25 protein-coding genes are annotated in these 23947 nt (G+C 69.2%); 15 read left to right on the top strand and 10 right to left on the bottom strand.

Annotated elements, in window-relative coordinates; genetic code table 11:
* Positions 1-17 precede the first annotated feature (17 nt).
* The 7 genes from G6045_RS12405 (at position 18) to G6045_RS12375 (ending at position 6585) form a co-directional block, all read left to right on the top strand.
* Positions 18-578 carry a F0F1 ATP synthase subunit B gene (locus G6045_RS12405; protein ID WP_165331956.1) on the top strand — a complete coding sequence of 187 codons (561 nt, stop codon included), beginning with the start codon at positions 18-20 and terminating at the stop codon, positions 576-578.
* Positions 575-1396, top strand: coding sequence for a F0F1 ATP synthase subunit delta (locus G6045_RS12400; protein WP_165331955.1), 822 nt, complete (start codon positions 575-577; stop codon positions 1394-1396). The genes G6045_RS12405 and G6045_RS12400 overlap by 4 nt, the downstream gene beginning before the upstream one ends.
* 134 nt (positions 1397-1530) lie before the next feature.
* Positions 1531-3129: a F0F1 ATP synthase subunit alpha gene (gene atpA, locus G6045_RS12395; protein WP_165331954.1), complete on the top strand. Its 1599-nt coding sequence runs from the start codon at positions 1531-1533 to the stop codon at positions 3127-3129.
* A 20-nt stretch (positions 3130-3149) separates the two neighbouring features.
* Positions 3150-4067 (top strand): F0F1 ATP synthase subunit gamma, encoded by a 918-nt coding sequence (locus tag G6045_RS12390; RefSeq protein WP_165331953.1) that lies wholly within the window; start codon positions 3150-3152, stop codon positions 4065-4067.
* Entirely contained in the window at positions 4067-5503 is a 1437-nt protein-coding gene (atpD, locus tag G6045_RS12385; RefSeq protein WP_165331952.1) for a F0F1 ATP synthase subunit beta, read from the top strand. The genes G6045_RS12390 and atpD overlap by 1 nt, the downstream gene beginning before the upstream one ends.
* A gap of 130 nt (positions 5504-5633) precedes the next feature.
* Positions 5634-6008: a F0F1 ATP synthase subunit epsilon gene (locus G6045_RS12380; protein ID WP_165331951.1), complete on the top strand. Its 375-nt coding sequence runs from the start codon at positions 5634-5636 to the stop codon at positions 6006-6008.
* A 130-nt stretch (positions 6009-6138) separates the two neighbouring features.
* Positions 6139-6585, top strand: coding sequence for a DUF2550 domain-containing protein (locus G6045_RS12375; protein WP_165331950.1), 447 nt, complete (start codon positions 6139-6141; stop codon positions 6583-6585).
* A 98-nt stretch (positions 6586-6683) separates the two neighbouring features.
* On the opposite strand, the gene G6045_RS12370 is transcribed toward G6045_RS12375, so the two are convergent.
* The 3 genes from G6045_RS12370 to G6045_RS12360 form a co-directional block, all read right to left on the bottom strand.
* Positions 6684-8522, bottom strand: a complete 1839-nt coding sequence (locus G6045_RS12370) for a glycoside hydrolase family 18 chitinase (RefSeq protein WP_165331949.1) — start codon at positions 8520-8522, stop codon at positions 6684-6686.
* A gap of 192 nt (positions 8523-8714) precedes the next feature.
* Entirely contained in the window at positions 8715-9392 is a 678-nt protein-coding gene (locus tag G6045_RS12365) for a response regulator (protein WP_165331948.1), read from the bottom strand.
* The gene (locus G6045_RS12360; protein WP_235967838.1) at positions 9389-10567 is read right to left on the bottom strand and encodes a sensor histidine kinase; all 1179 of its coding nucleotides are present in this window, start codon (positions 10565-10567) and stop codon (positions 9389-9391) included. Before G6045_RS12360 ends, G6045_RS12365 begins: the two co-directional genes overlap by 4 nt.
* Before the next feature lie 150 nt (positions 10568-10717).
* Between G6045_RS12360 and G6045_RS12355 the strand changes: the two genes are divergently transcribed.
* Positions 10718-11299: a hypothetical protein gene (locus G6045_RS12355; protein WP_165331946.1), complete on the top strand. Its 582-nt coding sequence runs from the start codon at positions 10718-10720 to the stop codon at positions 11297-11299.
* Between the two features lie 37 nt (positions 11300-11336).
* Here G6045_RS12355 and G6045_RS12350 read toward each other — a convergent pair whose 3' ends face one another.
* Positions 11337-11756: a VOC family protein gene (locus tag G6045_RS12350; protein WP_165331945.1), complete on the bottom strand. Its 420-nt coding sequence runs from the start codon at positions 11754-11756 to the stop codon at positions 11337-11339.
* A gap of 135 nt (positions 11757-11891) precedes the next feature.
* On the opposite strand from G6045_RS12350, the gene G6045_RS12345 reads away from it, so the two are divergent.
* The gene (locus G6045_RS12345; RefSeq protein WP_165331944.1) at positions 11892-12545 is read left to right on the top strand and encodes a TetR/AcrR family transcriptional regulator; all 654 of its coding nucleotides are present in this window, start codon (positions 11892-11894) and stop codon (positions 12543-12545) included.
* A 15-nt stretch (positions 12546-12560) separates the two neighbouring features.
* Here the strand turns inward: G6045_RS12345 and G6045_RS12340 are convergent, their stop codons facing one another.
* The 3 genes from G6045_RS12340 to G6045_RS12330 are packed head-to-tail and all read right to left on the bottom strand — an operon-like array spanning position 12561 to position 14723.
* Positions 12561-13136 carry a cob(I)yrinic acid a,c-diamide adenosyltransferase gene (locus G6045_RS12340; protein ID WP_165331943.1) on the bottom strand — a complete coding sequence of 192 codons (576 nt, stop codon included), beginning with the start codon at positions 13134-13136 and terminating at the stop codon, positions 12561-12563.
* A gap of 23 nt (positions 13137-13159) precedes the next feature.
* Entirely contained in the window at positions 13160-13909 is a 750-nt protein-coding gene (locus tag G6045_RS12335) for an ABC transporter permease (RefSeq protein ID WP_165331942.1), read from the bottom strand.
* 31 nt (positions 13910-13940) lie between these two features.
* Positions 13941-14723 (bottom strand): ABC transporter ATP-binding protein, encoded by a 783-nt coding sequence (locus G6045_RS12330; protein ID WP_165331941.1) that lies wholly within the window; start codon positions 14721-14723, stop codon positions 13941-13943.
* A gap of 81 nt (positions 14724-14804) precedes the next feature.
* Here G6045_RS12330 and G6045_RS12325 point away from each other — a divergent pair, with 81 nt between their 5' ends.
* From G6045_RS12325 to G6045_RS12310, 4 genes are all read left to right on the top strand, one after another.
* Complete coding sequence (locus G6045_RS12325) at positions 14805-15461, top strand: TetR/AcrR family transcriptional regulator (RefSeq protein WP_165331940.1); 657 nt, start codon at positions 14805-14807, stop codon at positions 15459-15461.
* 167 nt (positions 15462-15628) lie between these two features.
* The gene (locus G6045_RS12320) at positions 15629-16477 is read left to right on the top strand and encodes a 3-hydroxyacyl-CoA dehydrogenase family protein (protein ID WP_165331939.1); all 849 of its coding nucleotides are present in this window, start codon (positions 15629-15631) and stop codon (positions 16475-16477) included.
* Positions 16478-16659: 182 nt separating this feature from the next.
* The gene (locus tag G6045_RS12315; protein ID WP_165331938.1) at positions 16660-16974 is read left to right on the top strand and encodes an STAS domain-containing protein; all 315 of its coding nucleotides are present in this window, start codon (positions 16660-16662) and stop codon (positions 16972-16974) included.
* Between the two features lie 247 nt (positions 16975-17221).
* Positions 17222-19711 carry an ATP-binding protein gene (locus G6045_RS12310; RefSeq protein WP_165331937.1) on the top strand — a complete coding sequence of 830 codons (2490 nt, stop codon included), beginning with the start codon at positions 17222-17224 and terminating at the stop codon, positions 19709-19711.
* A gap of 87 nt (positions 19712-19798) precedes the next feature.
* Here the strand turns inward: G6045_RS12310 and nucS are convergent, their stop codons facing one another.
* Positions 19799-20458, bottom strand: coding sequence for an endonuclease NucS (gene nucS, locus G6045_RS12305; RefSeq protein WP_206343643.1), 660 nt, complete (start codon positions 20456-20458; stop codon positions 19799-19801).
* Between the two features lie 266 nt (positions 20459-20724).
* On the opposite strand from nucS, the gene G6045_RS12300 reads away from it, so the two are divergent.
* Positions 20725-21117, top strand: coding sequence for an SCO5389 family protein (locus G6045_RS12300; protein ID WP_165331935.1), 393 nt, complete (start codon positions 20725-20727; stop codon positions 21115-21117).
* A gap of 97 nt (positions 21118-21214) precedes the next feature.
* Here G6045_RS12300 and G6045_RS12295 read toward each other — a convergent pair whose 3' ends face one another.
* Positions 21215-22243: an LLM class flavin-dependent oxidoreductase gene (locus G6045_RS12295; RefSeq protein WP_165331934.1), complete on the bottom strand. Its 1029-nt coding sequence runs from the start codon at positions 22241-22243 to the stop codon at positions 21215-21217.
* Positions 22244-22538: 295 nt separating this feature from the next.
* Between G6045_RS12295 and G6045_RS41420 the strand changes: the two genes are divergently transcribed.
* Positions 22539-22880: an ATP/GTP-binding protein gene (locus G6045_RS41420; RefSeq protein WP_165331933.1), complete on the top strand. Its 342-nt coding sequence runs from the start codon at positions 22539-22541 to the stop codon at positions 22878-22880.
* 36 nt (positions 22881-22916) lie between these two features.
* Here G6045_RS41420 and G6045_RS12285 read toward each other — a convergent pair whose 3' ends face one another.
* Positions 22917-23852, bottom strand: a complete 936-nt coding sequence (locus tag G6045_RS12285) for an ABC transporter permease (RefSeq protein WP_165331932.1) — start codon at positions 23850-23852, stop codon at positions 22917-22919.
* Positions 23853-23947 lie beyond the last annotated feature (95 nt).

Raw genomic sequence — 23947 nt, 5'->3', positions numbered from 1 at the left:
CGACGAAAGGCACTGATGTGATCGCCACCCTTGTGCAGCTGGCTGCGGAAGGCGGGCACGCGGAGGAGCAGAACCCGCTCATCCCGCCCGGCCCCGAGCTGCTGGTCGGCACCATCGCCTTCGCCATCGTGTTCTTCTTCTTCTGGAAGAAGCTCCTTCCGAACATCAACAAGGTTCTGGAAGAGCGCCACGAGAAGATCGAAGGCGGCATTGAGAACGCCGAGGCCATGCAGGCCGAGGCCCAGTCCGTTCTCGAGCAGTACAAGGCCCAGCTGGCCGAGGCCCGTCATGAGGCCGCGCGGCTGCGCCAGGAGGCGCAGGAGCAGGGCGCCACGCTCATCGCCGAGATGCGGGCGGAAGGCCAGCGGCAGCGCGAGGAGATCGTCGCCGCCGGTCACGCCCAGATCGAGGCCGACCGCAAGGCCGCCTCGTCCGCGCTGCGTCAGGACGTCGGCACCCTCGCCACGACCCTGGCCGGCAAGCTCGTCGGCGAGTCCCTCGACGACCACGCTCGGCAGAGCCGCGTGATCGACCGCTTCCTCGACGAGCTCGAGGAGAAGGCAGAGGCGACTCGATGACTGCGCACGGAGCCAGCCGCGAGGCACTGGCCGCCGGACGCGAGCGTCTCGACGCACTGACCGACAACACGTCGGTCGACGCGGCGAAGCTCGCGGACGAGCTGGCCTCGGTCACCGCGCTGCTCGACCGCGAGGTCTCGCTGCGTCGGGTCCTGACCGACCCGGCGCAGTCCGGTGAGGCCAAGGCCCAGCTGGCCGAGCGTCTGCTCGGCTCCCAGGTCAGCGGTGAGACCGCCGACCTGGTCGCGGGTCTCGTGCGGTCCCGTTGGTCGGCTCCCCGCGATCTGGTCGACGGGCTCGAGGAGCTCGCCGCCACCGCGGACCTGACCGCTGCGCAGAAGTCGGGCAAGCTCGACGGTGTCGAGGACGAGCTGTTCCGGTTCGGCCGGATCGTCTCCTCGAGCACCGAGCTGCGTGCGGCCCTCACGGACCGCAGCGCGGTGAAGGCGGCCAAGACCGAGCTGCTGCACAGCCTGCTCGGCGGTCGTGCGGAGCCGGTCACGGAGCGTCTCGTCACGCGCCTGGTGACCGCGCCCCGTGGACGTAGCCTTGAAGGGGGCCTCGAGTCCCTCTCGAAGCTCGCCGCGGAGCGTCGCAGCCGCATGGTCGCGGTCGTGACCTCGGCGGTGCCGCTGTCCGACGCGCAGAAGCAGCGCCTGGGCGGTGCCCTCGCCAAGCTGTACGGCCGCGAGATGCACCTCAACCTCGACGTGGACCCCTCGGTCCTCGGCGGGATCCGGGTGCAGGTCGGCGACGAGGTCATCAACGGTTCGATCGCGGACCGCATCGATGACGCCGCCCGCCGTGTGACCGGCTGACCTCACAAACTCAACACGTAATACCGACGGCCCGGTTGGGCCGTGCAGAGGATTCACCTCTTTGTGGGGGGAGTCCGATCAGGAACACCCCCCAAGTGAAACTTCGGGCCCAACAAGGAGAGCAGGGAACCCAGATGGCGGAGCTCACGATCCGGCCGGAGGAGATCCGGGACGCGCTGGAGAACTTTGTCCAGGCGTACAAGCCGGACGCGGCCTCGCGCGAGGAGGTCGGTACGGTCAGCCTTGCCGGCGACGGCATCGCGAAGGTCGAGGGCCTTCCCTCGGCCATGGCCAACGAACTGCTGAAGTTCGAGGACGGCACCCTCGGTCTTGCGCTCAACCTCGAAGAGCGTGAGATCGGTGCCATCGTGCTCGGCGAGTTCAGCGGCATCGAGGAGGGCCAGCCGGTGCAGCGCACCGGTGAGGTGCTCTCCGTCGCAGTCGGTGACGGTTACCTGGGTCGCGTCGTCGACCCGCTCGGCACCCCGATCGACGGCCTCGGCGAGATCGAGTCCACCGGCCGCCGCGCCCTCGAGCTGCAGGCACCGGGCGTCATGGCCCGTAAGTCGGTGCACGAGCCGATGGAGACCGGCTACAAGGCCGTCGACGCGATGACCCCGATCGGCCGTGGCCAGCGTCAGCTGATCATCGGTGACCGTCAGACCGGCAAGACCGCCCTGGCCGTCGACACGATCATCAACCAGCGCGACAACTGGCGCTCGGGCGACGTGAACAAGCAGGTCCGCTGCATCTACGTCGCCATCGGTCAGAAGGGCTCCACCATCGCCTCCGTGCGTGGTGCGCTCGAAGAGGCCGGCGCGCTGGAGTACACGACCATCGTCGCCGCCCCGGCGTCCGACCCGGCGGGCTTCAAGTACCTGGCGCCCTACACCGGTTCGGCCATCGGCCAGCACTGGATGTACGAGGGCAAGCACGTCCTCATCATCTTCGACGACCTCTCGAAGCAGGCCGACGCCTACCGCGCCGTGTCCCTGCTGCTCCGTCGCCCGCCGGGGCGTGAGGCCTACCCGGGTGACGTCTTCTACCTGCACTCCCGTCTGCTCGAGCGCTGCGCGAAGCTCTCGGACGAGATGGGCAAGGGCTCGATGACCGGTCTGCCGATCGTCGAGACGAAGGCCAACGACGTCTCGGCGTTCATCCCGACCAACGTCATCTCCATCACCGACGGCCAGTGCTTCCTGGAGTCGGACCTCTTCAACGCCGGTCAGCGCCCCGCGCTGAACGTCGGTATCTCCGTCTCCCGAGTCGGTGGTTCCGCGCAGCACAAGGCGATGAAGCAGGTTTCCGGCCGCCTCCGCGTGGACCTCGCCCAGTTCCGTGAGCTCGAGGCGTTCGCCGCCTTCGGTTCCGACCTGGACGCCGCGTCGAAGTCGCAGCTGGACCGCGGTCAGCGGATGGTCGAGCTGCTCAAGCAGGCTCAGTACCAGCCGATGGCCACCGAGGACCAGGTCGTCTCCGTCTGGGCCGGCACCACCGGCAAGATGGACGACGTGCCGGTCGAGGACATCCGCCGCTTCGAGAAGGAGCTCCTGGAGTACCTGCACCGCAAGGAGCAGGGCCTCATGACCTCCATCAAGGAGGGCGGCAAGATGTCCGACGACACTCTCACGGCCATCGCGGACGCCATCACCGAGTTCAAGAAGCAGTTCGAGACCTCGGACGGCAAGCTGATCGGCGAGGACGCTCCGGCTGCCGTCAACGTCTCCAAGTGACGACGGAAGGGACCTGACTCATGGGAGCCCAGCTCCGGGTCTACAAGCGTCGCATCCGGTCCGTCACCGCGACGAAGAAGATCACCAAGGCGATGGAGATGATCGCCGCCTCGCGCGTCGTCAAGGCGCAGCGCAAGGTGGCGGCCTCCACGCCGTACGCGACCGAGCTGACCCGCGCGGTCACCGCGGTGGCCACGGGTGCGAGCGACAAGCACCCGCTGACCACCGAGGCGGAGAACCCGACCCGGGCCGCTGTTCTGCTCCTGACGAGCGACCGCGGCCTGGCCGGCGCCTTCAACTCCAACGCCATCAAGGCCGCGGAGCAGCTCACCGAGAAGTTGCGGGCCGAGGGCAAGGAGGTCGACTCGTTCATCGTCGGCCGCCGTGGTCTCGCGCACTACAACTTCCGTGAGCGCAAGGTCGTCGAGTCGTGGACGGGCTTCACGGACGAGCCCGCCTACGGCGACGCCAAGCTGGTCGCGGGTCCGCTCATCGAGGCCATCGAGAAGGAGACGGCGGAAGGCGGTGTGGATGAACTCCACCTCGTCTACACCGAGTTCGTCTCGATGATGACGCAGAACGCGGTCGAGGCCCGACTGCTTCCGCTCAGCCTCGAAGAGGTCGCGAAGGAGGCGGGCACCAAGGACGAGATCCGCCCCCTCTACGACTTCGAGCCGTCGGCGGAGGACGTCCTCGACGCCCTGCTGCCGCGCTACGTCGAGAGCCGTATCTACAACGCGCTGCTCCAGTCGGCTGCTTCCAAGCACGCCGCCACGCGCCGCGCGATGAAGTCGGCCACCGACAACGCCGGGGATCTGATCAACAACCTTTCCCGGCTTGCCAACGCGGCCCGCCAGGCCGAAATCACCCAGGAAATCAGCGAGATCGTCGGTGGCTCTGCCGCTCTGGCCGACGCGAACGCGGGGAGTGACAAGTAATGACGACGACAACTGAGACGGCCACGGCTACGGGCCGCGTCGCCCGGGTCATCGGCCCGGTCGTCGACGTGGAGTTCCCCGTCGACGCGATGCCCGACATCTACAACGCCCTGCACGTCGAGGTCGCCGACCCGGCCAAGGACGGCGAGAAGAAGACGCTGACCCTCGAGGTCGCCCAGCACCTGGGTGACGGCGTGGTCCGCACGATCTCGATGCAGCCCACCGACGGTCTGGTCCGCCAGGCCGCGGTGACCGACACCGGCGCCTCCATCACGGTGCCGGTCGGCGACTTCACCAAGGGCAAGGTGTTCAACACCCTCGGCGAGGTCCTGAACAGCGAAGAGAAGTACGAGGGCGAGCGCTGGGGCATCCACCGCAAGGCCCCGAACTTCGACGAGCTCGAGTCGAAGACCGAGATGTTCGAGACCGGCGTCAAGGTCATCGACCTTCTCACCCCGTACGTCAAGGGTGGAAAGATCGGCCTGTTCGGCGGTGCCGGCGTCGGCAAGACGGTGCTCATCCAGGAGATGATCTACCGCGTCGCCAACAACCACGACGGTGTCTCCGTGTTCGCCGGTGTCGGTGAGCGCACCCGTGAGGGCAACGACCTCATCGAGGAGATGTCGGAGTCCGGCGTCATCGACAAGACCGCGCTTGTGTTCGGTCAGATGGATGAGCCGCCGGGCACCCGTCTTCGCGTGGCCCTTGCCGGTCTGACCATGGCGGAGTACTTCCGCGATGTGCAGAAGCAGGACGTGCTGTTCTTCATCGACAACATCTTCCGCTTCACGCAGGCCGGTTCCGAGGTCTCGACCCTGCTCGGCCGTATGCCCTCCGCGGTGGGCTACCAGCCGAACCTGGCCGACGAGATGGGTCTCCTCCAGGAGCGCATCACCTCGACCCGTGGTCACTCGATCACCTCGATGCAGGCGATCTACGTCCCCGCGGACGACCTGACCGACCCGGCTCCGGCCACCACCTTCGCCCACCTCGACGCGACGACGGTTCTCTCCCGTCCGATCTCCGAGAAGGGCATCTACCCGGCCGTGGACCCGCTGGACTCGACGTCCCGCATCCTCGACCCGCGGTACATCGCGGCGGACCACTACAACGCCGCGATGCGCGTCAAGGGGATCCTGCAGAAGTACAAGGACCTCCAGGACATCATCGCCATTCTCGGTATCGACGAGCTCGGCGAAGAGGACAAGCTGGTCGTGCAGCGCGCCCGTCGCGTGGAGCGCTTCCTGTCCCAGAACACCCACGTCGCCAAGCAGTTCACCGGCGTCGACGGGTCGGACGTCCCGCTGGACGAGTCGATCGCAGCCTTCAACGCGATCATCGACGGTGAGTACGACCACTTCCCGGAGCAGGCGTTCTTCATGTGCGGTGGCCTCGAGGACCTCAAGAAGGCCGCCAAGGAGCTGGGCGTCTCCTGAAGCACCGGCTCACGTGAGTGAGCCATGTGACTTCGGCAGGGGGCGGGTGCGTCCCGCCCCCTGCGATACGCCCACTAGAATTTGACCCAACACCCGGCGAAGCCGCCGGGTGGTGACCCGAGGAGCCATCTTGGCTGCTGAGCTGCACGTCGAGCTGGTCGCCGCCGACCGCCAGGTCTGGTCCGGCGAGGCCACCCTGGTCGTGGCGCGCACCACGTCCGGCGACATCGGCGTCATGCCCGGTCACCAGCCGCTGCTCGGTGTGCTGGAATCGGGCCCGGTGACCATTCGTACGAGTGCGGGTGAGACTGTCGTTGCCGCGGTGCACGGCGGATTCATCTCGTTCGCGGACAACAAGCTTTCGCTGCTTGCCGAGATCGTCGAGCTGGCGGACGAGATCGATGTCCAGCGTGCGGAGCGCGCTCTTGAGCGCGCCAAGTCGGATGCCGACGCCGGTGCCGAGCGTCGCGCGGACGTTCGTCTGCGCGCCGTCGCCACGGGCTGACGGAGGCGACGCCGGAGAGTACGTGACTCAGCCGCGGCCGGGACTGGTTTTCGCCAGTACCGGCCGCGGCTGAGGTGAATGCGGGACAAAGTCGGTTGCGTAACGTGACGAGTCGAGGAGGTCGGTGCTCATGGTCCTCGCTCTGCTTGTCTGCGGCCTGGTGGTCGCCGTGGTCCTGGTCGGGTTGTTCGTGTTCGGCTTGCGCCGACGCCTGATCCAGCGCTCCGGCGGCACCTTCGACTGCTCCCTGCGCTGGGACGCCCCGGAGGCCGGGGACACGTCCGGCAAGGGCTGGAGCTACGGGGTCGCCCGCTACAGCGGTGACCGGATCGAGTGGTTCCGCGTCTTCTCGTACGCGCCGAGGCCTCGCCGTGTCCTCGAACGCTCCGCCATCGAGGTCGTCGACCGTCGCTCCCCGGACGGGGACGAGGAGGTCGCGCTGCTGTCGGATGCGATCGTGCTGGGCTGCAAGCTTCGCGGTACGCGTCTGGAGCTCGCCATGTCGGAGGACGCGCTGACCGGGTTCCTCGCCTGGCTTGAGGCGGCGCCGCCCGGCCAGCGGGTGAACGTGGCGTAGGGGCGTTCGCTGAACAGTGAAGCCGGAGCAACAGGGGGCAGACCCGTTGCTCCGGCTTCGTTTGTGTGCGGTCCGGGTGTCAGCGGACCGCGGGCGGGCTAGCCGAGACCGTTGTGGATCGCGGTGGCCAGTTCGCCGTTCGCGGTGTCTCCGCTGAACTCCCAGAAGAAGGCGCCGCCGAGGCCCTGGTTCTTGGCCCAGGTCATCTTGGAGCCGACGGTCGCGGGAGTGTCGTACGACCACCAGTCGCTGCCGCAGTGCGCGTACGCCGTGCCGGCCACCGTGCCGTTCGCCGGGCACTTGCCCTTGAGGATCTTGTAGTCCTCGATCCCGGCCTCGTACGTACCCGCGGCGGGACCGGTCGCGGTGCCGCCGGGTGCAGCCTGCGTGACGCCCGTCCAGCCCCGGCCGTAGAAGCCGATGCCGAGCAGCAGCTTCGAGGCCGGTACGCCCTTGGCCTTCAGCTTGGCGATGGCCTGCGAGGACGTGAAGCCGTCCTGCGGGATCCCGGTGTACGGCGTGAGCGGGGAGTGCGGAGCCGTCGGCCCTGTCTTGGCCCAGGCGCCGAAGAAGTCGTACGTCATCACGTTGTACCAGTCCGAGTACTGCGCTGCGCCGCCGTAGTCGGCGGCGTCGATCTTGCCGCCCGAGGTGGCGTCGGCCGTGATCGCAGCGGTGACCAGGTTGTTCGCGCCGAACTTGGTGCGCAGCGCGGACATGACGTTCTTGAAGGCCGCGGGTCCGCTGGTGTCACAGGTCAGACCACAGGCGTTGGGGTACTCCCAGTCGATGTCGATGCCGTCGAAGACATCGGCCCAGCGCGGGTCCTCGACCAGCTTGTAGCAGGACTCGGCGAACGCGGCCGGGTTCTGCGCGGCCTGGCCGAAGCCGCCGGAGTAGGTCCAGCCGCCGACCGAGTACAGGATCTTGATGTGCGGGTACTTGGCCTTCAGCTTGCGCAGCTGGTTGAAGTTGCCGCGCAGCGGCTGGTCCCAAGTGTCGGCGACGCCGTCCACGGACTGGTCGGCCGTGTACGCCTTGTCGATGGCCGCGAACGAGTCGTCCATCGTGCACTGGCCGTTCTTGACGTTGGCGAAGGCGTAGTTGATGTGCGTGATCTTCGCCGCCGAGCCGGAGCTCACCAGGTTCTTGACGTGGTAGTTGCGTCCGTAGACGCCCCACTCCACGAAGTAGCCCAGCTTCACCTTGTCGCCGGGCTCGGGCTCGCCGCCCCCGCCGGTGGTGCGCACCGCGCGGGCGCCGCTGACCGGTCCGGTCTGGTCGGCGGTGTCACGGGCCTTGACCGAGTACGAGTAGTCGGTGCCGGCGCTCAGGCCGGTGTTGGTGTAGCTCGTGCCCGTCACGGTGGCGACGACGGAACCGTCGCGCAGCACGTCGTAGTTCTTGACGCCCTTGTCGTCGGTGGCCGCGCTCCAGCTCAGCTTCACCGAGGTGTCGGTGATGTCGGAGGCGGTGGGGGTGCCGGGCGCGCTCGGCGGGTTGTCACCGGGGACGGTGGGTCCGCCGTCACAACTGGCGCCGTTGAGCTTGCAGTTGGAGGGGGAGCCGGCGCCCGAGCCGTTGAACCCGAAGGTGACCGAGGCGCCGGGGGCGAGCGTCCCGTTCCACGACTTGTTCTTGGCGGTCCAGTGGGTGCCCGAGCTGGTGAAGTCCGCGTCCCAGCCGGAGGTCACCGAGGTGCCGGACGGGAAGTCCCATTCGACGGTCCATGAGGATATGGACGCGGTACCGGTGTTCTTGACGGTCCACTTGCCTTCGAAGCCGGTGCCCCAGTCCTGGGACTTGGTGTAGGTCGCGGTGGCTTCGGCGGCCGCGGCGGGGGTGGAGAGGCCGACGAGTGCGGCGAAGGGGAGGATCAGGGTCGTGAGCCCTGCGATCAGTCTGTGGCGTACCCGGGGGGTGGGTCTGAAGCGCATCGCGCCTCCTGACGTGAGGTCCGGAAAGGGGGGTGGGACCTGCGCTGCCCTGAGCACGAGGGGGCATGTGCTCACCGCGAAGTGAGGTGAGCGTAGAAAGGTCTGGACCTTACGTCAATAGGTCTGGACCACTGCGGAGTTGAGTTCCAGCCGATTTCGGTAGGAAGTTTCCGAAGTGCGTTCGGCCTCGGATCAGACGCCCAACTCCTGGGCCAGAACCGCGGCTTGGACCCTGCTGCGCAGCTCCAGCTTTCCGAGCAGCCGGCTCACATGGGTCTTCACGGTGGCCTCGGCCATGTCCAGACGTTCCGCGATCTCGGCGTTGGACAGGCCCTGGCCGAGGCAGGAGAGCACCTCGCGCTCGCGCCGGGTCAGCGCGTCGAGGATCGCCGGATCGTGCGCGGTGCCCGTGCCCCGTACGGGCTTGGCGGCGAACTCCGCGATCAGCCGGCGGGTCACCGCGGGCGCGATAAGACCCTCGCCGCGCGCGACCGTACGGACCGCCGCGAGGAGGTCCTTGGCCTCCGTGTTCTTCAGGAGGAAACCCGAGGCGCCCGCGCGCAGTGCGCCGAAGACGTACTCGTCGAGGTCGAAGGTGGTGAGCACGAGCACGTCGGCGAGGCCTTCGGAGACCACCTGGCGGGTGGCCGAGACGCCGTCGAGACGGGGCATCTGGATGTCCATCAGGACCAGGTCCGGGCGCAGTTCACGGGCGAGCGCGACCGCCTGCTCGCCGTCCGCGGCCTCACCGGCCACCTCTATGTCGGGGGCGCTGCGCAGGATCAGGACAAGCCCGGCGCGTACGGCGGACTGGTCCTCGGCGACCAGGACGCGGATCGGGAGTGCGCCTTCGGGGGCCGGCTCGGTCATGCGGATTCTCCTTCTGTTACGGGGAGTTCGGCCCGTACGCGCCAGATCTTGCCGTACGCCTCGGGCGCCGGACCTGCCGTGAAGGAGCCCTTGAGCAGTGCGGCCCGCTCCCGCATCCCCACCAGCCCGGCGCCCGAGCCGGGGGCGCGCGGGCCTTCGGTGGGGCCGATGGGGCTGGTGATCTCGACGGTCAACAGGCCGTCCGCCTGGGCGAGCCGGATGCGTACGTCACCCTGCGCGGCGTGCTTGAGCGCATTGGTCAGGGACTCCTGCACGATGCGGTACGCGGCCAGCTCCACCGGTGCGGGCAGGGTGGAGCCGGGCGGGCGGGTGTCCTCGAGGGCAAGGTCGAGGCCGTTGGTGCGGGCCTGCTCGATCAGGGCGCCGACGCCGTCCAGGGTGGGCGCGGCGGCCGGTTCGAGGTCGCCGCTGTCGTCGCGCAGGATGCCGATGAGCCGGCGCATCTCGGCGAGACCTTCGACGCTGTTCTCGCGGATCACGGCGAGTGCGTCGCGGGTGGTCTTCGGGTCGTCGAGGGAGAGCGCGGCCGTGGAGTGGATGGCGATCGCGGAGAGGTGGTTGGCGACCATGTCGTGCAGCTCGCGGGCCATCCGGGCGCGTTCGGCGGTGACGGCCTGGGTGCGGTCCATCTCGGCGAGCAGGGCGGTCTGTTCGGCCCGCAGCTCGGCGGCTTCGGCGGCTTTGCGGTGGTTGCGTACGGCGGAGCCGGTGATGGCAGGGGTGAGGGTGACCAGGGCGACCAGCGCGCCGAGCAGCAGCGCCTCGGGCTCGCGAAGGAGCAGCACGAAGGCCAGCGTCGACACCGCCGTGAGCACACCGGTGATCACCGGGATGCGGCGGGCGGTCCCGTCGTCCCCGTACAGGACGGCGGCGTAGATCAGATCCGCGAACATGGACGTCGTGGCGAGATTGCCCTGTGTGCACTGGTCCGCCGCGAACACCAGCACGCCGAGCAGGAGCACCGTACGCGGATGGGTCCGCCGGAAGACCTCCAGGGCCGCCATCGCGGTCAGGGGGAGCAGCACCCAGCTGCCGTGCAGAACCCAGTGGCCCGAGAGGTTCATGTAGAGCCCGAAGGCCCAGAACAACACCCCGAAGGCAAGGCTGATCACCGCGATCAGCACGTCGTGCAGATGCGGGTGTGCTCGGTTCATGTGCCCATCCAACATGGCCCCCGGCGCCCGGACCTCCGTATACGGGCCGAAGCCGCACTGCATCCTTCGATGTACTCGCGGTTCGTCACCGCCGACGATGATGCGGGCCGATGCGCACGGGAGGCTTGAAGCAGCCGAGAGGAGAGTCCCGTGATCGTCACGCTCATCATCATCTGCGAGGTCGGCTTCTGGGTGCTGCTCGCCGCAGGTCTCGCCCTGCGCTACTGGGCGAAGATGCCGCGCGCCAGTGTCGCCGTACTGCTCTGTGAGCCGCTGCTCGAAGTGGTGCTCTTCGTGGTCACGGCGATCGATCTGAGGAACGGCGCCGAGCCGGACTGGAAGCACGGTCTCGCGGCCGTCTACATCGGCTACTCGATCGCGCTCGGCCACTACACGATCAAGTGGGTGGACGTCCGTGTCGCCCACCGCTTCGCGGGCGGACCGGCGCCGGTCACGCCCAAGTACGGCATGGCCCGTGCGGTGCACGAGTGGAAGCTCGCCGCCCGCTGGGTGCTGGCCGCGGTGATCGCGATGGCGCTGCTCCAGGGTGCGATCTGGTACGTCGGGTCGGACGGCGACACCTCGTCGCTGGAGCAGTGGCAGGCCAAGATGGTCTTCGTGATCGGCATCAACGTGGTCATCGCCGCCGCCTACACCCTGTTCCCGAAGAAGGCGCCCGCGAACGGGACCGCGGCGGCCACCGGCCGGGAGCGTGAGCTCACCAAGCAGTGACCGCCGCGGGCGGGGTGCGACGGGGTGGTCCCGGTGGTCATTCGGCCGCCGAGGTCACCCAGTCGCCGACCTGGATGGCCGGGGCCACCCATTCGACGAACTGCACGATGACACCGTTGGGGTCGGTCACCTGGAACAGGCGCTCGCCCCACGGCTCTTCGCGCAGCGGCATGGTGATCTGCACGCCGGCGTCGCGCAGCCGCTTCTCCTCGCCCTCGATCCCGGTGAGCGTGAACGCCAGGATCAGACCGGAGGCGCGCTGGTCGCGCTGTTCGGGCGGCAGTATCTCGATGCCCCGGGCGAGCAGCACGATGTCGGCCGCGGCGTCCGGCCGGGTCAGCGAGGCGAACCCTTCGGCGGCGGCCTGCTCGCTGTACCCGAGGTGCTCGGTGAAGAACCGCTGCGAGGCGGCGACGTCGTCGACGGTGAGCGAGACGGTGGTTGCGGTGATCTGCACGGTGGTTCTCCTCGGGTTCGGGGCGAGCGGGCGTCGGTTCTTCGTTCTGCCGTGGAAAACTTACGACGGGAGTAAATTTATACAGGGGTGCGCCAGGGTGTCAACATAAAATTGCTACGAGTGTAAGATTGCTCCATGGCTACTGACAGCTCAGCACCCGCCGCCCACGTCGGCCTGCGGGAATCGAAGAAGCAAGAGACCCGGCAGCTCATCTCGGACCACGCCACCCGCCTCTTCATCGAGCAGGGCTTCGAGCGGACGACCATCGCCGAGATCGCCGAGGTCGCACGGGTCGCCAAGAAGACGGTGACCAACTACTTCGCGCGTAAAGAAGACTTGGCCCTGGACCATCAGGACGCCTTCGTCGCCTCGCTGGCCGCCATCGTGACCGGACGGGAGCCCGGTGAATCGGCGCTGGTCGCCCTGCGCGGAGCATTCGTGGCGGCGGCCGCCGAGGCGAGCCCCGTCGCGGGATTCGCGGGGCCGGCCTTCTCGCGGATGATCGCCGACAGCCCGACCCTGACGGCGAGGCTGCGCGATCTCCACGACCTGCGTGAGGCGGCGCTTGCCGAGGCGCTGGCCAAGGCCACGGCCGCGGGGGAGGGGGACATCACGCCGCGCGCCGCCGCGGCCCTGTTCGGTGCGGTCCACCGCACCTTGTTCCAGCGGATCCAGGAGCTGACCCTGGCCGGCGAGGACAACTCCCGTATCGCCGAAGTGGTCACCGCGGAGGCCGCGGTCGCCTTCGATCTGCTCGAACCCTCGCTCGGCGACTACGCCACCGCGTAGGGCACGACGCAGGGACTAGTCCCGCTCACCACCCGGCACCCACAGCACGTCGCCGAGTTCCTTGTTGGCCGTACGGGCCAGGATGAACAGGAGGTCGGAGAGGCGGTTGAGGTAGGTGGCGGTGAGCGGGTTCATGGTCTCGCCGTGCACCTCCAGGGCCGCCCACGTGGAGCGCTCGGCCCGCCGTACCACCGTGCAGGCCTGGTGCAGGAGCGCGGCGCCGGGCGTACCGCCGGGCAGGATGAACGAACGGAGCTTCTCCAACTGCTCGTTGAAGTGGTCGCAGTCCGCCTCGAGCCGGTCGATGTAGAACTGCTCGACGCGCAGCGGCGGGAACTCCGGGTTCTCCACGACGGGCGTCGCCAGATCGGCGCCCACGTCGAACAGGTCGTTCTGCACCCGGACGAGTACCTTCTTGACCTCGTCGTCCAGGCCGCCGAGCGCGAGCGCGGTGCCGAGTACGGCGTTGGCCTCGTTGGCGTCGGCGTAGGCCGAGATCCGCAGATCGGTCTTCTGCGTCCGGCTCATGTCGCCGAGGGCCGTGCTGCCCTTGTCGCCGGTACGGGTGTAGATGCGCGTCAGATTGACCATGAGCCGAGACTACGCCCAGCCGTTCAGGCTCCGGCCCTGGCGAACAGCCGTGTGCCGATCGTCACGGAGACTGCGGACAGCGCGAGGGCCGCGATCGTTCCGTACAGCAGTTGCGTGCTCGCGAAGTCACCCACGTACGCCGCCCTGACCGCGTCCACGAGATAGCGCAGCGGCACGAAGTGCGAGAGGACGTCGAGCCAGCCGGGCGCGAGCGCCATCGGCAGCATCAGTCCTGACAGGAGCATCGCGGGCATGGTGAGCGCGTTGATCACCGGGCCGAACTCGGTCGGGGTGTTCGCCTTCATGCCCAGCGCGTACGACAGCGACGCGAGCGACATCGAGAGCAGGCCGACGAAGGCGAAGCCGATGAGGAGGCCGGCCAGGGGCGCGCGCAGTCCCATCGCCAGGGCGGCGAGTACGAGCAGCACCGACTGGAACGCGAAGAGCAGCGCGTCGCGCAGCACCCGGCCGAGCAGCAGCGCGAGCCGGCTGACAGGAGTGACGCGCATCCGGTCCACCACGCCGTACGTCTTCTCGACGATGATCCCGAAGCCGCAGAACGAGGCGCCGAACAGGCCGAGTTGAAGCAGCAGCCCGGGCACCAGGACCTGCCACGAGCTGCCCTCGGAGCCGAGGGGCAGACCGGTCAGGAGCGGGCCGAAGAAGAACAGATAGAGCAGCGGCATCAGCAGACCGAAGAGGATCTGGAACTTGGAGGAGAGGGTCTGGCGGGCGTAGCGCCCGAAGATGATCGCGGTGTCGTGGAGCAGCATGGGGAGTCCTCGGCTGGGGGAGAGCGGGTGGTTATACGGCGACCGGGGTCGCGTCGACCGGAGCCGGACCCCGTCCCGTGATCGCGAGGAACGTGTCCTGCAGGCTCGCCCCGGCCGACCCCGCGTACCGCTCCTTGAGCGCGGCGGGAGTGCCCTCGGCGACGACGGTGCCGTGGTCGACGATGACGAGGCGGTCCGCGAGCGCATCGGCCTCGTCCAGGTAGTGCGTGGTCAGGAAGACCGTGGTGCCGTGCCGGTCGCGCAACCCCCGCACCAGGTCCCACAGATCGGCGCGCCCGGCCGGATCGAGTCCGGTCGTGGGCTCGTCGAGGAAGAGCACCGCGGGCCGGTGCGTGAGCGCCATCGCGATGTCGAGGCGGCGGCGCTGGCCGCCGGAGAGCGCCGCGCACTTGCGGTCGAGCAGCTCGCGCAGGCCCAGCTCGGCGGCCAACTCCTCGGTGCGCGCGGCCGCTTCCGCCTTGGACAGCCGGTAGAGCCGGCCCTGGGTGACCAACTCCTCGCGTACGGAGATGTTCGGATCGACGCCGCCGGACTGCGCCACGTATCCGCACTTCTCCCGTACGCCCGCTGGATCCCGTACGAGATCGCAGCCCGCGACCGTGGCCGCGCCGCCGGTCGGGGCGAGCAGCGTCGTGAGCATCCGCAGGGTCGTGGTCTTGCCCGCGCCGTTCGGGCCGAGGAAGCCGAGGATCTCGCCCGCCTTGACGGTCAGGTCGATCCCGCGGACCGCTTCCACCGGACCCCGCTTGGTCTGGAAGGTCCGGGCCAGGCCGGCCGTACTGATGATTGCCATGCCGTACAGAAAAACAGGGTCACTTAAATTTTGCAACCTCCCCAAAATTTCAGGGAGACCAGAAAGGCTTACGATGAGGTCATGGCCAAGGAGCAGGCGAAGCCCGAAGGGCTGCGGGAGCGCAAGAAGCGCGAGACGCGGCAGCGGATCTCCGACATCGCGACCGGACTCTTCCTGGAGCGCGGCTTCGACGCCGTGCCCATCGCCGAGATCGCCGAGGCCGCGGACGTCTCGGTCAACACCGTCTACAACTACTTCCCCGCCAAGGAGGACCTCTTCCTCGACCGTTCCAAGGGCGTCGTCGACCGCCTCTCGCGCTTCGTGCGCGCCCGCGACAAGGGCGAGTCCGCGGCCCGTGCCGTGCTGCGCGAGTTCCGCGCCGAGGTCGAGGCGGTCTCGCCGCGCGTCGGGCTGATGGAGGGGTACGCGTCCTTCATGGGCGTCATCGAGAACGCCCCCGCCCTGCGCTCCCGTCTGTGGCGGATCCAGCAGGAGGCCCTCGAGGACATCGAAGGCACGCTGCGGGAGGAGACCGGGGCCGCGCCCGACGATCCGCTGCCGATGCTCGTCGGCGGGCAGCTCGCCTGGCTCCAGGGGACCGTGATGGGCTTCATCGGGCGCGAGATGTGCGCCGGCCACGACCCCGCGAAGGTCTCCCGGGAGGCCCTGCGCCTGCTCGACGAACTCGAGGAAATCCTGGGTGAAAAGGTCCTCAACTACGCGGTGCGTACCGCTTGATGGGCCGGCCCGGTGTGATGTGCGTCGTATCGGGCGTGACGCGCATCTCGTAGCACCCCATCGCGGTCTCACGGCCGCTAGTGTCCGGCGGGTAGCTCGGTAAACGGTTCGTAAGGACAGCGTGGTACGCACAGCGTCGTGCGTACGGCGGGACAGGAGAACGCGCAGTGGCCAGGAAGCTCGCCGTCATCGGAGCCGGACTCATGGGTTCCGGAATCGCACAGGTCTCGGCCCAGGCGGGCTGGGACGTGGTCCTGCGCGACATCACCGACGAAGCCCTGACCCGCGGCACGGACGGCATCAAGAAGTCGTACGAGAAGTTCGTGAGCAAGGGCAGGCTCTCCGCCGAGGACGCGGAGGCCGCGCTCGCCCGGATCACCACGACCACGGAGCTGGAAGGCGCCGCCGACGCGGACATCGTCGTCGAGGCCGTCTTCGAGAAGCTCGAGGTCAAGCACGAGATCTTCCGGGCGCTCGACAAGATCGTGCGGGACGACGCGGTGCTCGCCTCCAACACCTCCGCGATCCCGATCACGAAGATCGCGGCCGTCACCGAGCGCCCCGAGCGGGTCGTGGGCGCCCACTTCTTCTCGCCCGTGCCGATGATGCAGCTCTGCGAACTGGTGCGCGGCTACAAGACCAGCGACGAAACCCTCGCCACCACGCGGGAGTTCGCCGAGTCGGTCGGCAAGACCTGCATCGTCGTCAACCGCGATGTCGCCGGCTTCGTCACCACCCGGCTGATCTCGGCGCTCGTCGTCGAGGCCGCCAAGCTGTACGAGTCGGGTGTCGCGAGCGCCGAAGACATCGACATCGCCTGCAAGTTGGGCTTCGGACACGCCATGGGACCGCTGGCCACCGCGGACCTCACGGGCGTCGACATCCTGCTGCACGCGACCAGCAACATCTACACCGAGTCCCAGGACGAGAAGTTCGCGCCGCCGGAGCTGATGCGCCGGATGGTCGACGCCGGGGACATCGGCCGCAAGAGCGGTCAGGGCTTCTACAAGCACTGAACGTGAACTGACACCGGCCGGCGCGGAGATCCTCTGCCGGATTCCGCGCCGGTGTCCCTCGCACGAGTGAATTGGGTATCGGTTCGCTTACGGACGGCAACTTCTGCGTCCGTAAGCCAGTCAGTTGGGTTGAGAGTCCACTTCGAAACCAGACGGTCGAGGACCAACTCCGGGGAGCGCATATGTACATCAGGGGCGACCACGCCGAGCTGGCCGTCGGGGGCAGCCTCGACGTCCGCAGCGCGGCGGACGCCCGGACCGTGCTGCACTCCGCCCTGGACGAAGGGGCGGGCGATCTCGTCCTCGACCTCGCGAGCCTCGACGCGCTCGATGCCACCGGGCTCGGCGTGATCATGGGCGCGCACCGCCAGGCCGGCCGCTGCGGCCGACGGCTCGTCCTGCGCAATGTGCCGCCGCAGATGCAGCGCCTCCTGGTGGCCACGCGGCTGCACCGGATCCTCGCGATCGAGGGCGGCATCGGGGCGCATCCGCTGTAGCCATGCCGGGGGGAAACCTGGGCTGTGGCACCTCCCTTAGGGGTCCGGCACACCGGTCGACAGGTACGCAATCCTCACGAGACTGTGACGTCCCGGACGGCGCGGCACCCCGGCGGTTCGGAGATACTGAGCGAAGGTCTAAGGTTCGGTCGCTCACTCAACAAGAGAGCACCGGACCAGAAGCGACAGTGTGGTGTGCGAAAGGCCGGGGAAGCCAAGGCACATCCGCTTTTGGGGGGCTTTGACCATGGACCCGATGAACCGGGGACCGCAAGACTTCGGTCACGACGAGGACCGATCCGACGCAGCAGGCGGTGGCGCGCCACAGCGCCCGCCTCGTGACGCCATCACACCCGACTTCGGCAGCCCTGTGCCCGCGCGCACCGTGCAGCTGGTCTCGGGCGACTTCCTGCTCACGGTGAATCCCGTGGACGGCAGCGAGATCGAACCCTGCCCGCCGCTCGAACTTCCGCCGCGGCCGGTCAAGTTCACGCTCGCCGAGCGCACCGAGCTGACCCGCGCGGCCAAGCCGCCGGTGCCGCCGGGACCCGAACAGCCTCGCCGCGTCCTGCTCGAGCGCCAGGACGAGCGCGAGCGACTCGTGCGGCTGCTCGCCCGCGGCCGCTCCGTCCGTCTCACGGGGCCGTCCGGCTCCGGCCGCACCGCGCTGCTCGACACCGTCGCCGAGGACTGCCTGGACCTCGCACCCGACGGCGTCGTACGTCTGAACGGGCACAAGCGCGGCTCCGCCGACCTGCTCTTCGACCTGTACGCGGCCGTCTACAAGTCACCGCTGTACCGCCCCGACCGCGCCCAAGTCCTCGATCTCATACGTGACATCGGCGCCGTGGTCGTCGTCGACGACCTGGAGTTCGGCGGCAGCGCGCTCGACGAGTTCCTCGAGGCCACTCCCGAGTGCGCCTTCCTCCTTGCCGCGACGCCCGAGGTGGCCGCGCCGTCCGGCGACTCGCACATCGAGGAGGTCTTCCTCGGCGGGCTCAGCCGCAGCTCGGGACTCGAACTCCTGGAGCGCGCGGTGGGCCGCGCGCTCACCGACGACGAGGCCGGCTGGGCCGGTGACCTCTGGTTCGAGTCCGAGGGCCTGCCGCTGCGCTTCGTGCAGGCCGGTGCCCTGCTCCGCCAGCGCGACCTGCTGCGCGCCGACCCGGCGGCCTTCGACGAGTACGGGTACTTCGCCGACGCTCCCGTCGACGCGCCCTTCGACGCCGAGGACGGCCACGACGTACCGCTGCCGACCCTTGCCGAGGGCGCCGCACCCGCCAGGCTGCTCGCCTCGCGGCTCAGCGAAGCGGCCCGTACCACCCTGAAGTTCGCCGTCTCACTCGGCGGCGAGGTGCCGCACCAGGCCCATCTGCCCGCCCTCGTCGGCGACACCCACGCGGACGCCGCGCTCGGTGAGCTCGCCGCCGTCGCGCTCGTCACGCCCGTCGCCTCGCGCTGGCGGCTCGCCGCGGGCGTCCAGGCCCAGCTGACCGCGGCCGGATACGCCGACACCGCCGAGGAGCGCGCGGAGCTCGCGCACACCGCGGCCCAGCACTACTCCTGGTGGGCCGGGCACCCCTCGGTCACGCCCGAACGGGCCGCAGCCGAGGCGGAGGCCGCGCTCGCGGCCCTCGCGATCCTGCTGAGCTCGACGGACCCGGGCCACACCAGTTCCGCCGTCCTGCTCGCCCGCACCGCGGCGCCGGCCTATGCCGCCGGGCTCGACTGGGGCGTGTGGGAGCGGGCGCTCAGGGCCGGCCAGGAGGCTGCGCGCCTGGCCGGAGAGGTGGCCGAAGAGGCGTACTTCCACCACGAGTTGGGGATACTCGCGCTCCTCGGCGGCCAACTCGACCGGGCCCGGGCCGAGCTCGAGGCCTCCATCGGCCTGCGCGGCGCGCTCGCCGACAAGCGCGGCACCGTCGCGGGACGCAGGGCGCTGGCCCTCGTGGCCGACCGTTCCGGGGGCGTACTGCACGGTGGCCGTACCTCGGCCGGCGAAGAGGTGCCGGACGCCCGTTACGAGGAGTCCGCTTCTCCGCCCGGCGGCGTACCGGCGGCGTTCGCGCTGCCAGGACCCGACCCCGAGCCGCCGACGCTGATCAGCCGTCAGCCCGCGCCTGTGCCGGGTGCCCGGCGGCCGAAGAGCGGAGCGGGCCGTGCGGTGCTCAGCGGCACCCGGCGCAATCTGGTCGCGGCGGGTGCGGGCGCGCTGCTCGCGGCCGTGCTCGGCACGGTGGTGACGCTCGGGGCGACCTCGGACGAGGACCCCTCGAACCGGGTGCGCCCCAACCAGACCGCCAGCGAGCAGGGCGACGGCGACGGGCTGCCCGCCGACCAGCCGGACAAGGACGACGAGGCCGCGTCCACGAAGCGGCCCGCCGATCCCGGTGAGGACGGCGTCGTGGGCACGTCGGACGATCCGACTCCGCCCGCGTCGAGCGACGAACCGACGGACAAGCCGAGCGGCAGCGACAAGCCGACGACGAAGCCGACGGACAAGCCGACCACGAAGCCGCCGACCTCGTCCAAGCCGCCGACGTCCTCCGAACCGCCGGAGACTTCGGAGCCCCCGACCACCGAGCCGCCGACCACGCCTCCGCCGACCACGGAGGACCCGCCGCCGCCCGCCACCTCGGACACGGCCAGCGTCCCGGTGTCCAACAGCCCGTCCAAGAGCGAGTCGGCGAGCGGTCCCGCCAGCAGCCCGGCCGACAGCACGAGCGGCGTCATCTGAAGCGCCTGACACGACAGGAACGCCCCGTCTCCCGGACAACCCTCCGGGAGACGGGGCGTTCTTCTTCGTACGAGGGGAGTGGCGGCTCTAGAACAGCCGCAGCTTGTCGTCCTCGATGCCGCGCAGTGCGTTGTAGTCCAGCACGGTGCAGCCGATGTTCCGGTCCGTGGCGAGCACACGGGCCTGCGGCTTGATCTCCTGGGCCGCGAAGACACCGCGTACAGGCGCCAAGTGCGGGTCCCGGTTGAGCAGTTCGAGATAGCGGGTGAGCTGCTCGACACCGTCGATCTCGCCGCGCCGCTTGATCTCGACCGCGACGGTCATGCCGTCCGCGTCCCGGCACAGGATGTCGACCGGGCCGATGGCCGTGGGGTATTCGCGGCGGATCAGGCTGTAGCCCTCGCCGAGGGTCTCGATCCGGTCGGCGAGCAGTTCCTGCAGATGAGCCTCGACGCCGTCCTTGATCAGACCGGGGTCCACCCCGAGCTCATGGGAGGAGTCGTGCAAGATCTCCTCCATCGTGATGATCAGTTTCTCGCCTGCTTTGTTGATGACCGTCCAGACGCCGTCGTCCTCCTTGAGGGTGCACGGCGGGGACATCCAATTCAGCGGCTTGTAGGCGCGGTCGTCCGCGTGGATGGAGACACTGCCGTCCGCCTTCACGAGGATCAGGCGGGGGGCCGACGGGAGGTGGGCGGTGAGCCGGCCCGCGTAGTCCACGGAGCAGCGGGCGATGACGAGACGCATGGTCGGCAACGCTACTCGACGCGGCAGGGTTCGCGCGATTCGCCCCGGAAACCGAGCGGCGGTCCGTACCGGGTGCCGGGGAATCTCCCGGCTTGCCCCTGTTCAACCTCCGTTGATTATTGGCCGGTTGTGGCCGCCTTCTCCTGGTGCGCGCCCGATGCGTTGCCTACCGTGGAAGCAGGAGGTCGCGACGCGTGCACGCTGCGTAGGCGGTTTCCGGCCCTATCCGTCAGCCCCCGCTCCCCGGGGGTGCGAGAGGAGAACCCATGTCGCTCGACGTCTCACCGGCTCTGTTGGAACAGGCCGAGCGAGGCGAGGTCGATGAAGCGGAATTCATCGACTGCGTCCGGACATCCCTGCCGTACGCATGGGAGATGATCAGCTCGTTGGTGGCACAGCTGGAGGTCGACGGAGGAGAGTTCGCCGACAACCAGACCCCGCCGCCCAGCGAGCAGGCACGAGGTCAGCTGCTGCGCGCGCTGGCCAGTGATGCGATACGTGGTGCTCTGCAGCGCCACTTCGGGGTGCGTCTGGCATTCCAGAACTGCCACCGTGTCGCTGTTTTCCCCGTCGGTCCCGAAGCCGACGACAGGCTGGCCCGCTTCACCTCGATCCGTGGCCAGCTGCTGAACCAGTCACCTGAACTGCGGGACTGCTGAGGCCTGTTGCTGCCGCCTCGTACGCGGGAGGTGTATCCGGGGCGGCAGCCCCCATCGGCCGTCACACGAGCAACGGCCGTCACACGAACAACGGCCTTCACACGAGCCGGGGCAGGACATCCGCCCCGAGCCGCCGCAGATTCTCCTCGGTCGAGTCCAGATCTCCCGAGCCCTCCGTGAGCAGGGCGAACCGGGTGATCCCGGTGCGCTCGGCCGTCGCCGCGAGCCGGTCCGCGCACAGCTTCGGGGTGCCCACCGGGTGGATCGAGCACAGGAGTCGGGTGTACGCCAGCGGGTCGCGCATCCTGCGTTCGCGCCCGTCCACGGTGACATGCGCGTCCAGGCCCTGCTTCAGCCAGCCGGGCATGGCCTTCAGGAGTGTCTCGGCCGCCTCCACCGTGCGGTCCGCGACCTGGGCCACGCCCGCCGACACATGCTGCGCCGCGGCGATCTCGTCCGGTGTCCGGCCGGCCGCCAGGGCGCAGGAACGATAGAGCCCGACCATCTCGGCCTTCTCCTCGTCCCCGATGTGCATCCCGAGCAGCATCGACAGACCGCGCTCCGCGGCGAGCCGCACGCTCGACGGCGAGGTGCAGGCCAGGATCAGCTCCGGTCCGCACGGCCCGCTCAGCGCCTCGTCGGGCCGGGGTACGACGGGGACCTCACGGAACGTATAGCGCTCACCCGCGGCCCCGACCTTCGGCTCGGTCAGCCACCGGTGCAGCACGTCGAGCGACTCCGGAAAGCCCTTCTCGTACGCCTCGATGCCCGCACCGAAGACCTCCAGGTCCACCCAGGGCCCACCGCGCCCCACACCGAGCGTGAAGCGGCCGCCGCTGGTCAGGTGCAGCAGCGCCGCCTGCTCGCCGAGCATCACCGGGTGCTGGGTGGGCAGCACGCTGACCGCGGTGCCCACCCGGATCCGCCGGGTGCGCCCGAGCAGCAGCGCCGCCAGGGTCGTGGCCGACGGGCAGACCCCGTACGGCACGAAGTGGTGCTCGGCCAGCCACACCGAGTCGAGCCCGGCCTCCTCGGCCACCTCCGCACTGCGCACCGCACGGTGCAGGGCCTCCCCCTGGCCCTGGCCCGGGAACTGGGCCGCAAGAACAAAACTTCCGACACGCATCGCTGCTCCTGCCTCCTTGGCGCCGACGCGGTACTCCCCCTACTGGCAACAACGCCTGACACGTGCCAAAGGCACGGCCTGGCATAAAGATTGGCCCACTTTCTTCAATAAGCACAGTCGTATGAGATCGCCGCGCACCAGGCCGAATGTGCTGTGTTGTGCGCTCGGGCGGGGCCCTTGTGGTAGGTCTGCCCCGATACCTCGTACGGGACGGGTACCCGGCCCGATGACGCGTAGGCTTGGTCGCTGTCCGTATTCACGCAGTCCCTGCGACGTCAGCCGGTGAGGTGTTCTGGTGTCCCCGCGCAAAAACCGTTCCCGTCCTCGCAGAGGTGCCGGCGGATCGGACCGAGGCGGCGGCGAGGACGACGGGACGCGGTACGGCGGCTTCGAGCACCAGGACCACCACCGGGGCGAGGAGTACCTCGTACGGCATGTGGCGGGCGCGAGTGCGGCCGGCAAGACGTACCGCTGCCCGGGCTGCGACCAGGAGATCCCGTCCGGCGTTCCGCATGTGGTGGCCTGGCCGCAGCACGGCGGGGTGGACGACCGCAGGCACTGGCACAAGGCCTGCTGGAACGCGAGGGACCGCCGCACCTCGCAGGTGCAGCGGTCCCGTAATGCGCCTAGATACTGAGCAGTTGCCCCGGCGGGTCAGCTGTTGACCGGCGGGTTACACGTCACGCTTGTGGGTGAGAGCGAAAGCGCCCGCGAGCGCCGCGACGGTCACACAGGCCAGGATGCCGAGCAGGCCCCAGCCGCTGCCCGAGCCCTCGTCGCCCATGAAGGGCAGCTGGTAGAGGGTCGCCAGACCGTTCAGGGGCGAGTACTCGATCAGCGCCTCCTGGAGGTCGCGCAGGCTCTCCATCTGCATGAACAGGGCGAGCAGCAGCGGCAGCAGGATGACCGCGAGCATCGTGGTGATCGCACCTGCCGAGTGCCGCAGGACCGCGCCGACGGCCAGGGCGAGCAGACCGAGCAGCGCGACGTACAGCGAGGCGCCCACGGTCGCGTCGAGCCACTCGTTGGTGGTGGCGACGACCTCGCCGTTGACGATCGAGTCCTTCGGCAGCGTGGAGAACTCGCCCGGTGACTTGCCGCCGAGCATCGCCGACTGGATCAGCGCGGTGAGCGTGGTGGCCACCAGCGTCATCGTGAACGACAGCGAGAAGAAGACGATCGCCTTCGCGGCGAGCACCCGGCCGCGCGCGGGACAGGCGGTCATCGTCGTACGGATCATGCCCGTGCCGTACTCGGACGTGATCACCAGGACGCCGAGCGTCACGATGCAGATCTGGCCGAGCATCAGGCCGAACAACCCGCCCGAGAGCAGCGGGATCTCGGCGTAGGTGGAGCCGGAGAGACCGACGGCGGTCATCGTGCTGATACCGAGGACGAGCAGGAACATCACGCCCAGCGTCCACATCGTGGAGCGCACCGAGCGGATCTTGGTCCACTCGGAGGCGAGGGCGTGGCCCAGGTGCGTGGAGCGGATCGGGATCGGCGAGGTGTAGGTCGCGGCAGGCGCGCCCTGCCACTGCGCCGGAGCCTGCTGCATGGGTGCCTGCTGCATCGGGGCGGGGGCGGCCTGCGGGGGCTGGTTTGTCATCGGGCTACTCATCGGGCGGCCCCGTTCTCGTTGTTCTCGGGCTTGGTCAGGTCGGGCGCGGCCGCGGGGGCAGGCGCCGGGGGAGCGGCCACCTG

It is taken from the genome of Streptomyces mesophilus, assembly GCF_011044995.1.
Lineage (GTDB): Bacteria > Actinomycetota > Actinomycetes > Streptomycetales > Streptomycetaceae > Streptomyces > Streptomyces mesophilus.
This window is presented reverse-complemented; position numbering and strand designations above follow the sequence as displayed.

Excerpts from the sequence above, each read along its gene's own strand:
- G6045_RS12325 (WP_165331940.1), top strand. The coding sequence starts at position 14,805 with ATGGCCAAGGAGCAGGCGAAGCCCGAAGGGCTGCGGGAGCGCAAGAAG.
- G6045_RS12400 (WP_165331955.1), top strand. The coding sequence starts at position 575 with ATGACTGCGCACGGAGCCAGCCGCGAGGCACTGGCCGCCGGACGCGAG.
- G6045_RS12390 (WP_165331953.1), top strand. The coding sequence starts at position 3,150 with ATGGGAGCCCAGCTCCGGGTCTACAAGCGTCGCATCCGGTCCGTCACC.
- G6045_RS12310 (WP_165331937.1), top strand. The coding sequence starts at position 17,222 with ATGGACCCGATGAACCGGGGACCGCAAGACTTCGGTCACGACGAGGAC.
- G6045_RS12375 (WP_165331950.1), top strand. The coding sequence starts at position 6,139 with ATGGTCCTCGCTCTGCTTGTCTGCGGCCTGGTGGTCGCCGTGGTCCTG.
- atpA (WP_165331954.1), top strand. The coding sequence starts at position 1,531 with ATGGCGGAGCTCACGATCCGGCCGGAGGAGATCCGGGACGCGCTGGAG.
- nucS (WP_206343643.1), bottom strand. The coding sequence starts at position 20,458 with ATGCGTCTCGTCATCGCCCGCTGCTCCGTGGACTACGCGGGCCGGCTC.
- G6045_RS12335 (WP_165331942.1), bottom strand. The coding sequence starts at position 13,909 with ATGCTGCTCCACGACACCGCGATCATCTTCGGGCGCTACGCCCGCCAG.
- G6045_RS12295 (WP_165331934.1), bottom strand. The coding sequence starts at position 22,243 with ATGCGTGTCGGAAGTTTTGTTCTTGCGGCCCAGTTCCCGGGCCAGGGC.
- G6045_RS12360 (WP_235967838.1), bottom strand. The coding sequence starts at position 10,567 with ATGAACCGAGCACACCCGCATCTGCACGACGTGCTGATCGCGGTGATC.
- G6045_RS12345 (WP_165331944.1), top strand. The coding sequence starts at position 11,892 with ATGGCTACTGACAGCTCAGCACCCGCCGCCCACGTCGGCCTGCGGGAA.
- G6045_RS12330 (WP_165331941.1), bottom strand. The coding sequence starts at position 14,723 with ATGGCAATCATCAGTACGGCCGGCCTGGCCCGGACCTTCCAGACCAAG.
- G6045_RS12370 (WP_165331949.1), bottom strand. The coding sequence starts at position 8,522 with ATGCGCTTCAGACCCACCCCCCGGGTACGCCACAGACTGATCGCAGGG.
- G6045_RS12285 (WP_165331932.1), bottom strand. The coding sequence starts at position 23,852 with ATGACAAACCAGCCCCCGCAGGCCGCCCCCGCCCCGATGCAGCAGGCA.
- G6045_RS12340 (WP_165331943.1), bottom strand. The coding sequence starts at position 13,136 with ATGGTCAATCTGACGCGCATCTACACCCGTACCGGCGACAAGGGCAGC.
- G6045_RS12300 (WP_165331935.1), top strand. The coding sequence starts at position 20,725 with ATGTCGCTCGACGTCTCACCGGCTCTGTTGGAACAGGCCGAGCGAGGC.
- atpD (WP_165331952.1), top strand. The coding sequence starts at position 4,067 with ATGACGACGACAACTGAGACGGCCACGGCTACGGGCCGCGTCGCCCGG.
- G6045_RS12315 (WP_165331938.1), top strand. The coding sequence starts at position 16,660 with ATGTACATCAGGGGCGACCACGCCGAGCTGGCCGTCGGGGGCAGCCTC.
- G6045_RS12365 (WP_165331948.1), bottom strand. The coding sequence starts at position 9,392 with ATGACCGAGCCGGCCCCCGAAGGCGCACTCCCGATCCGCGTCCTGGTC.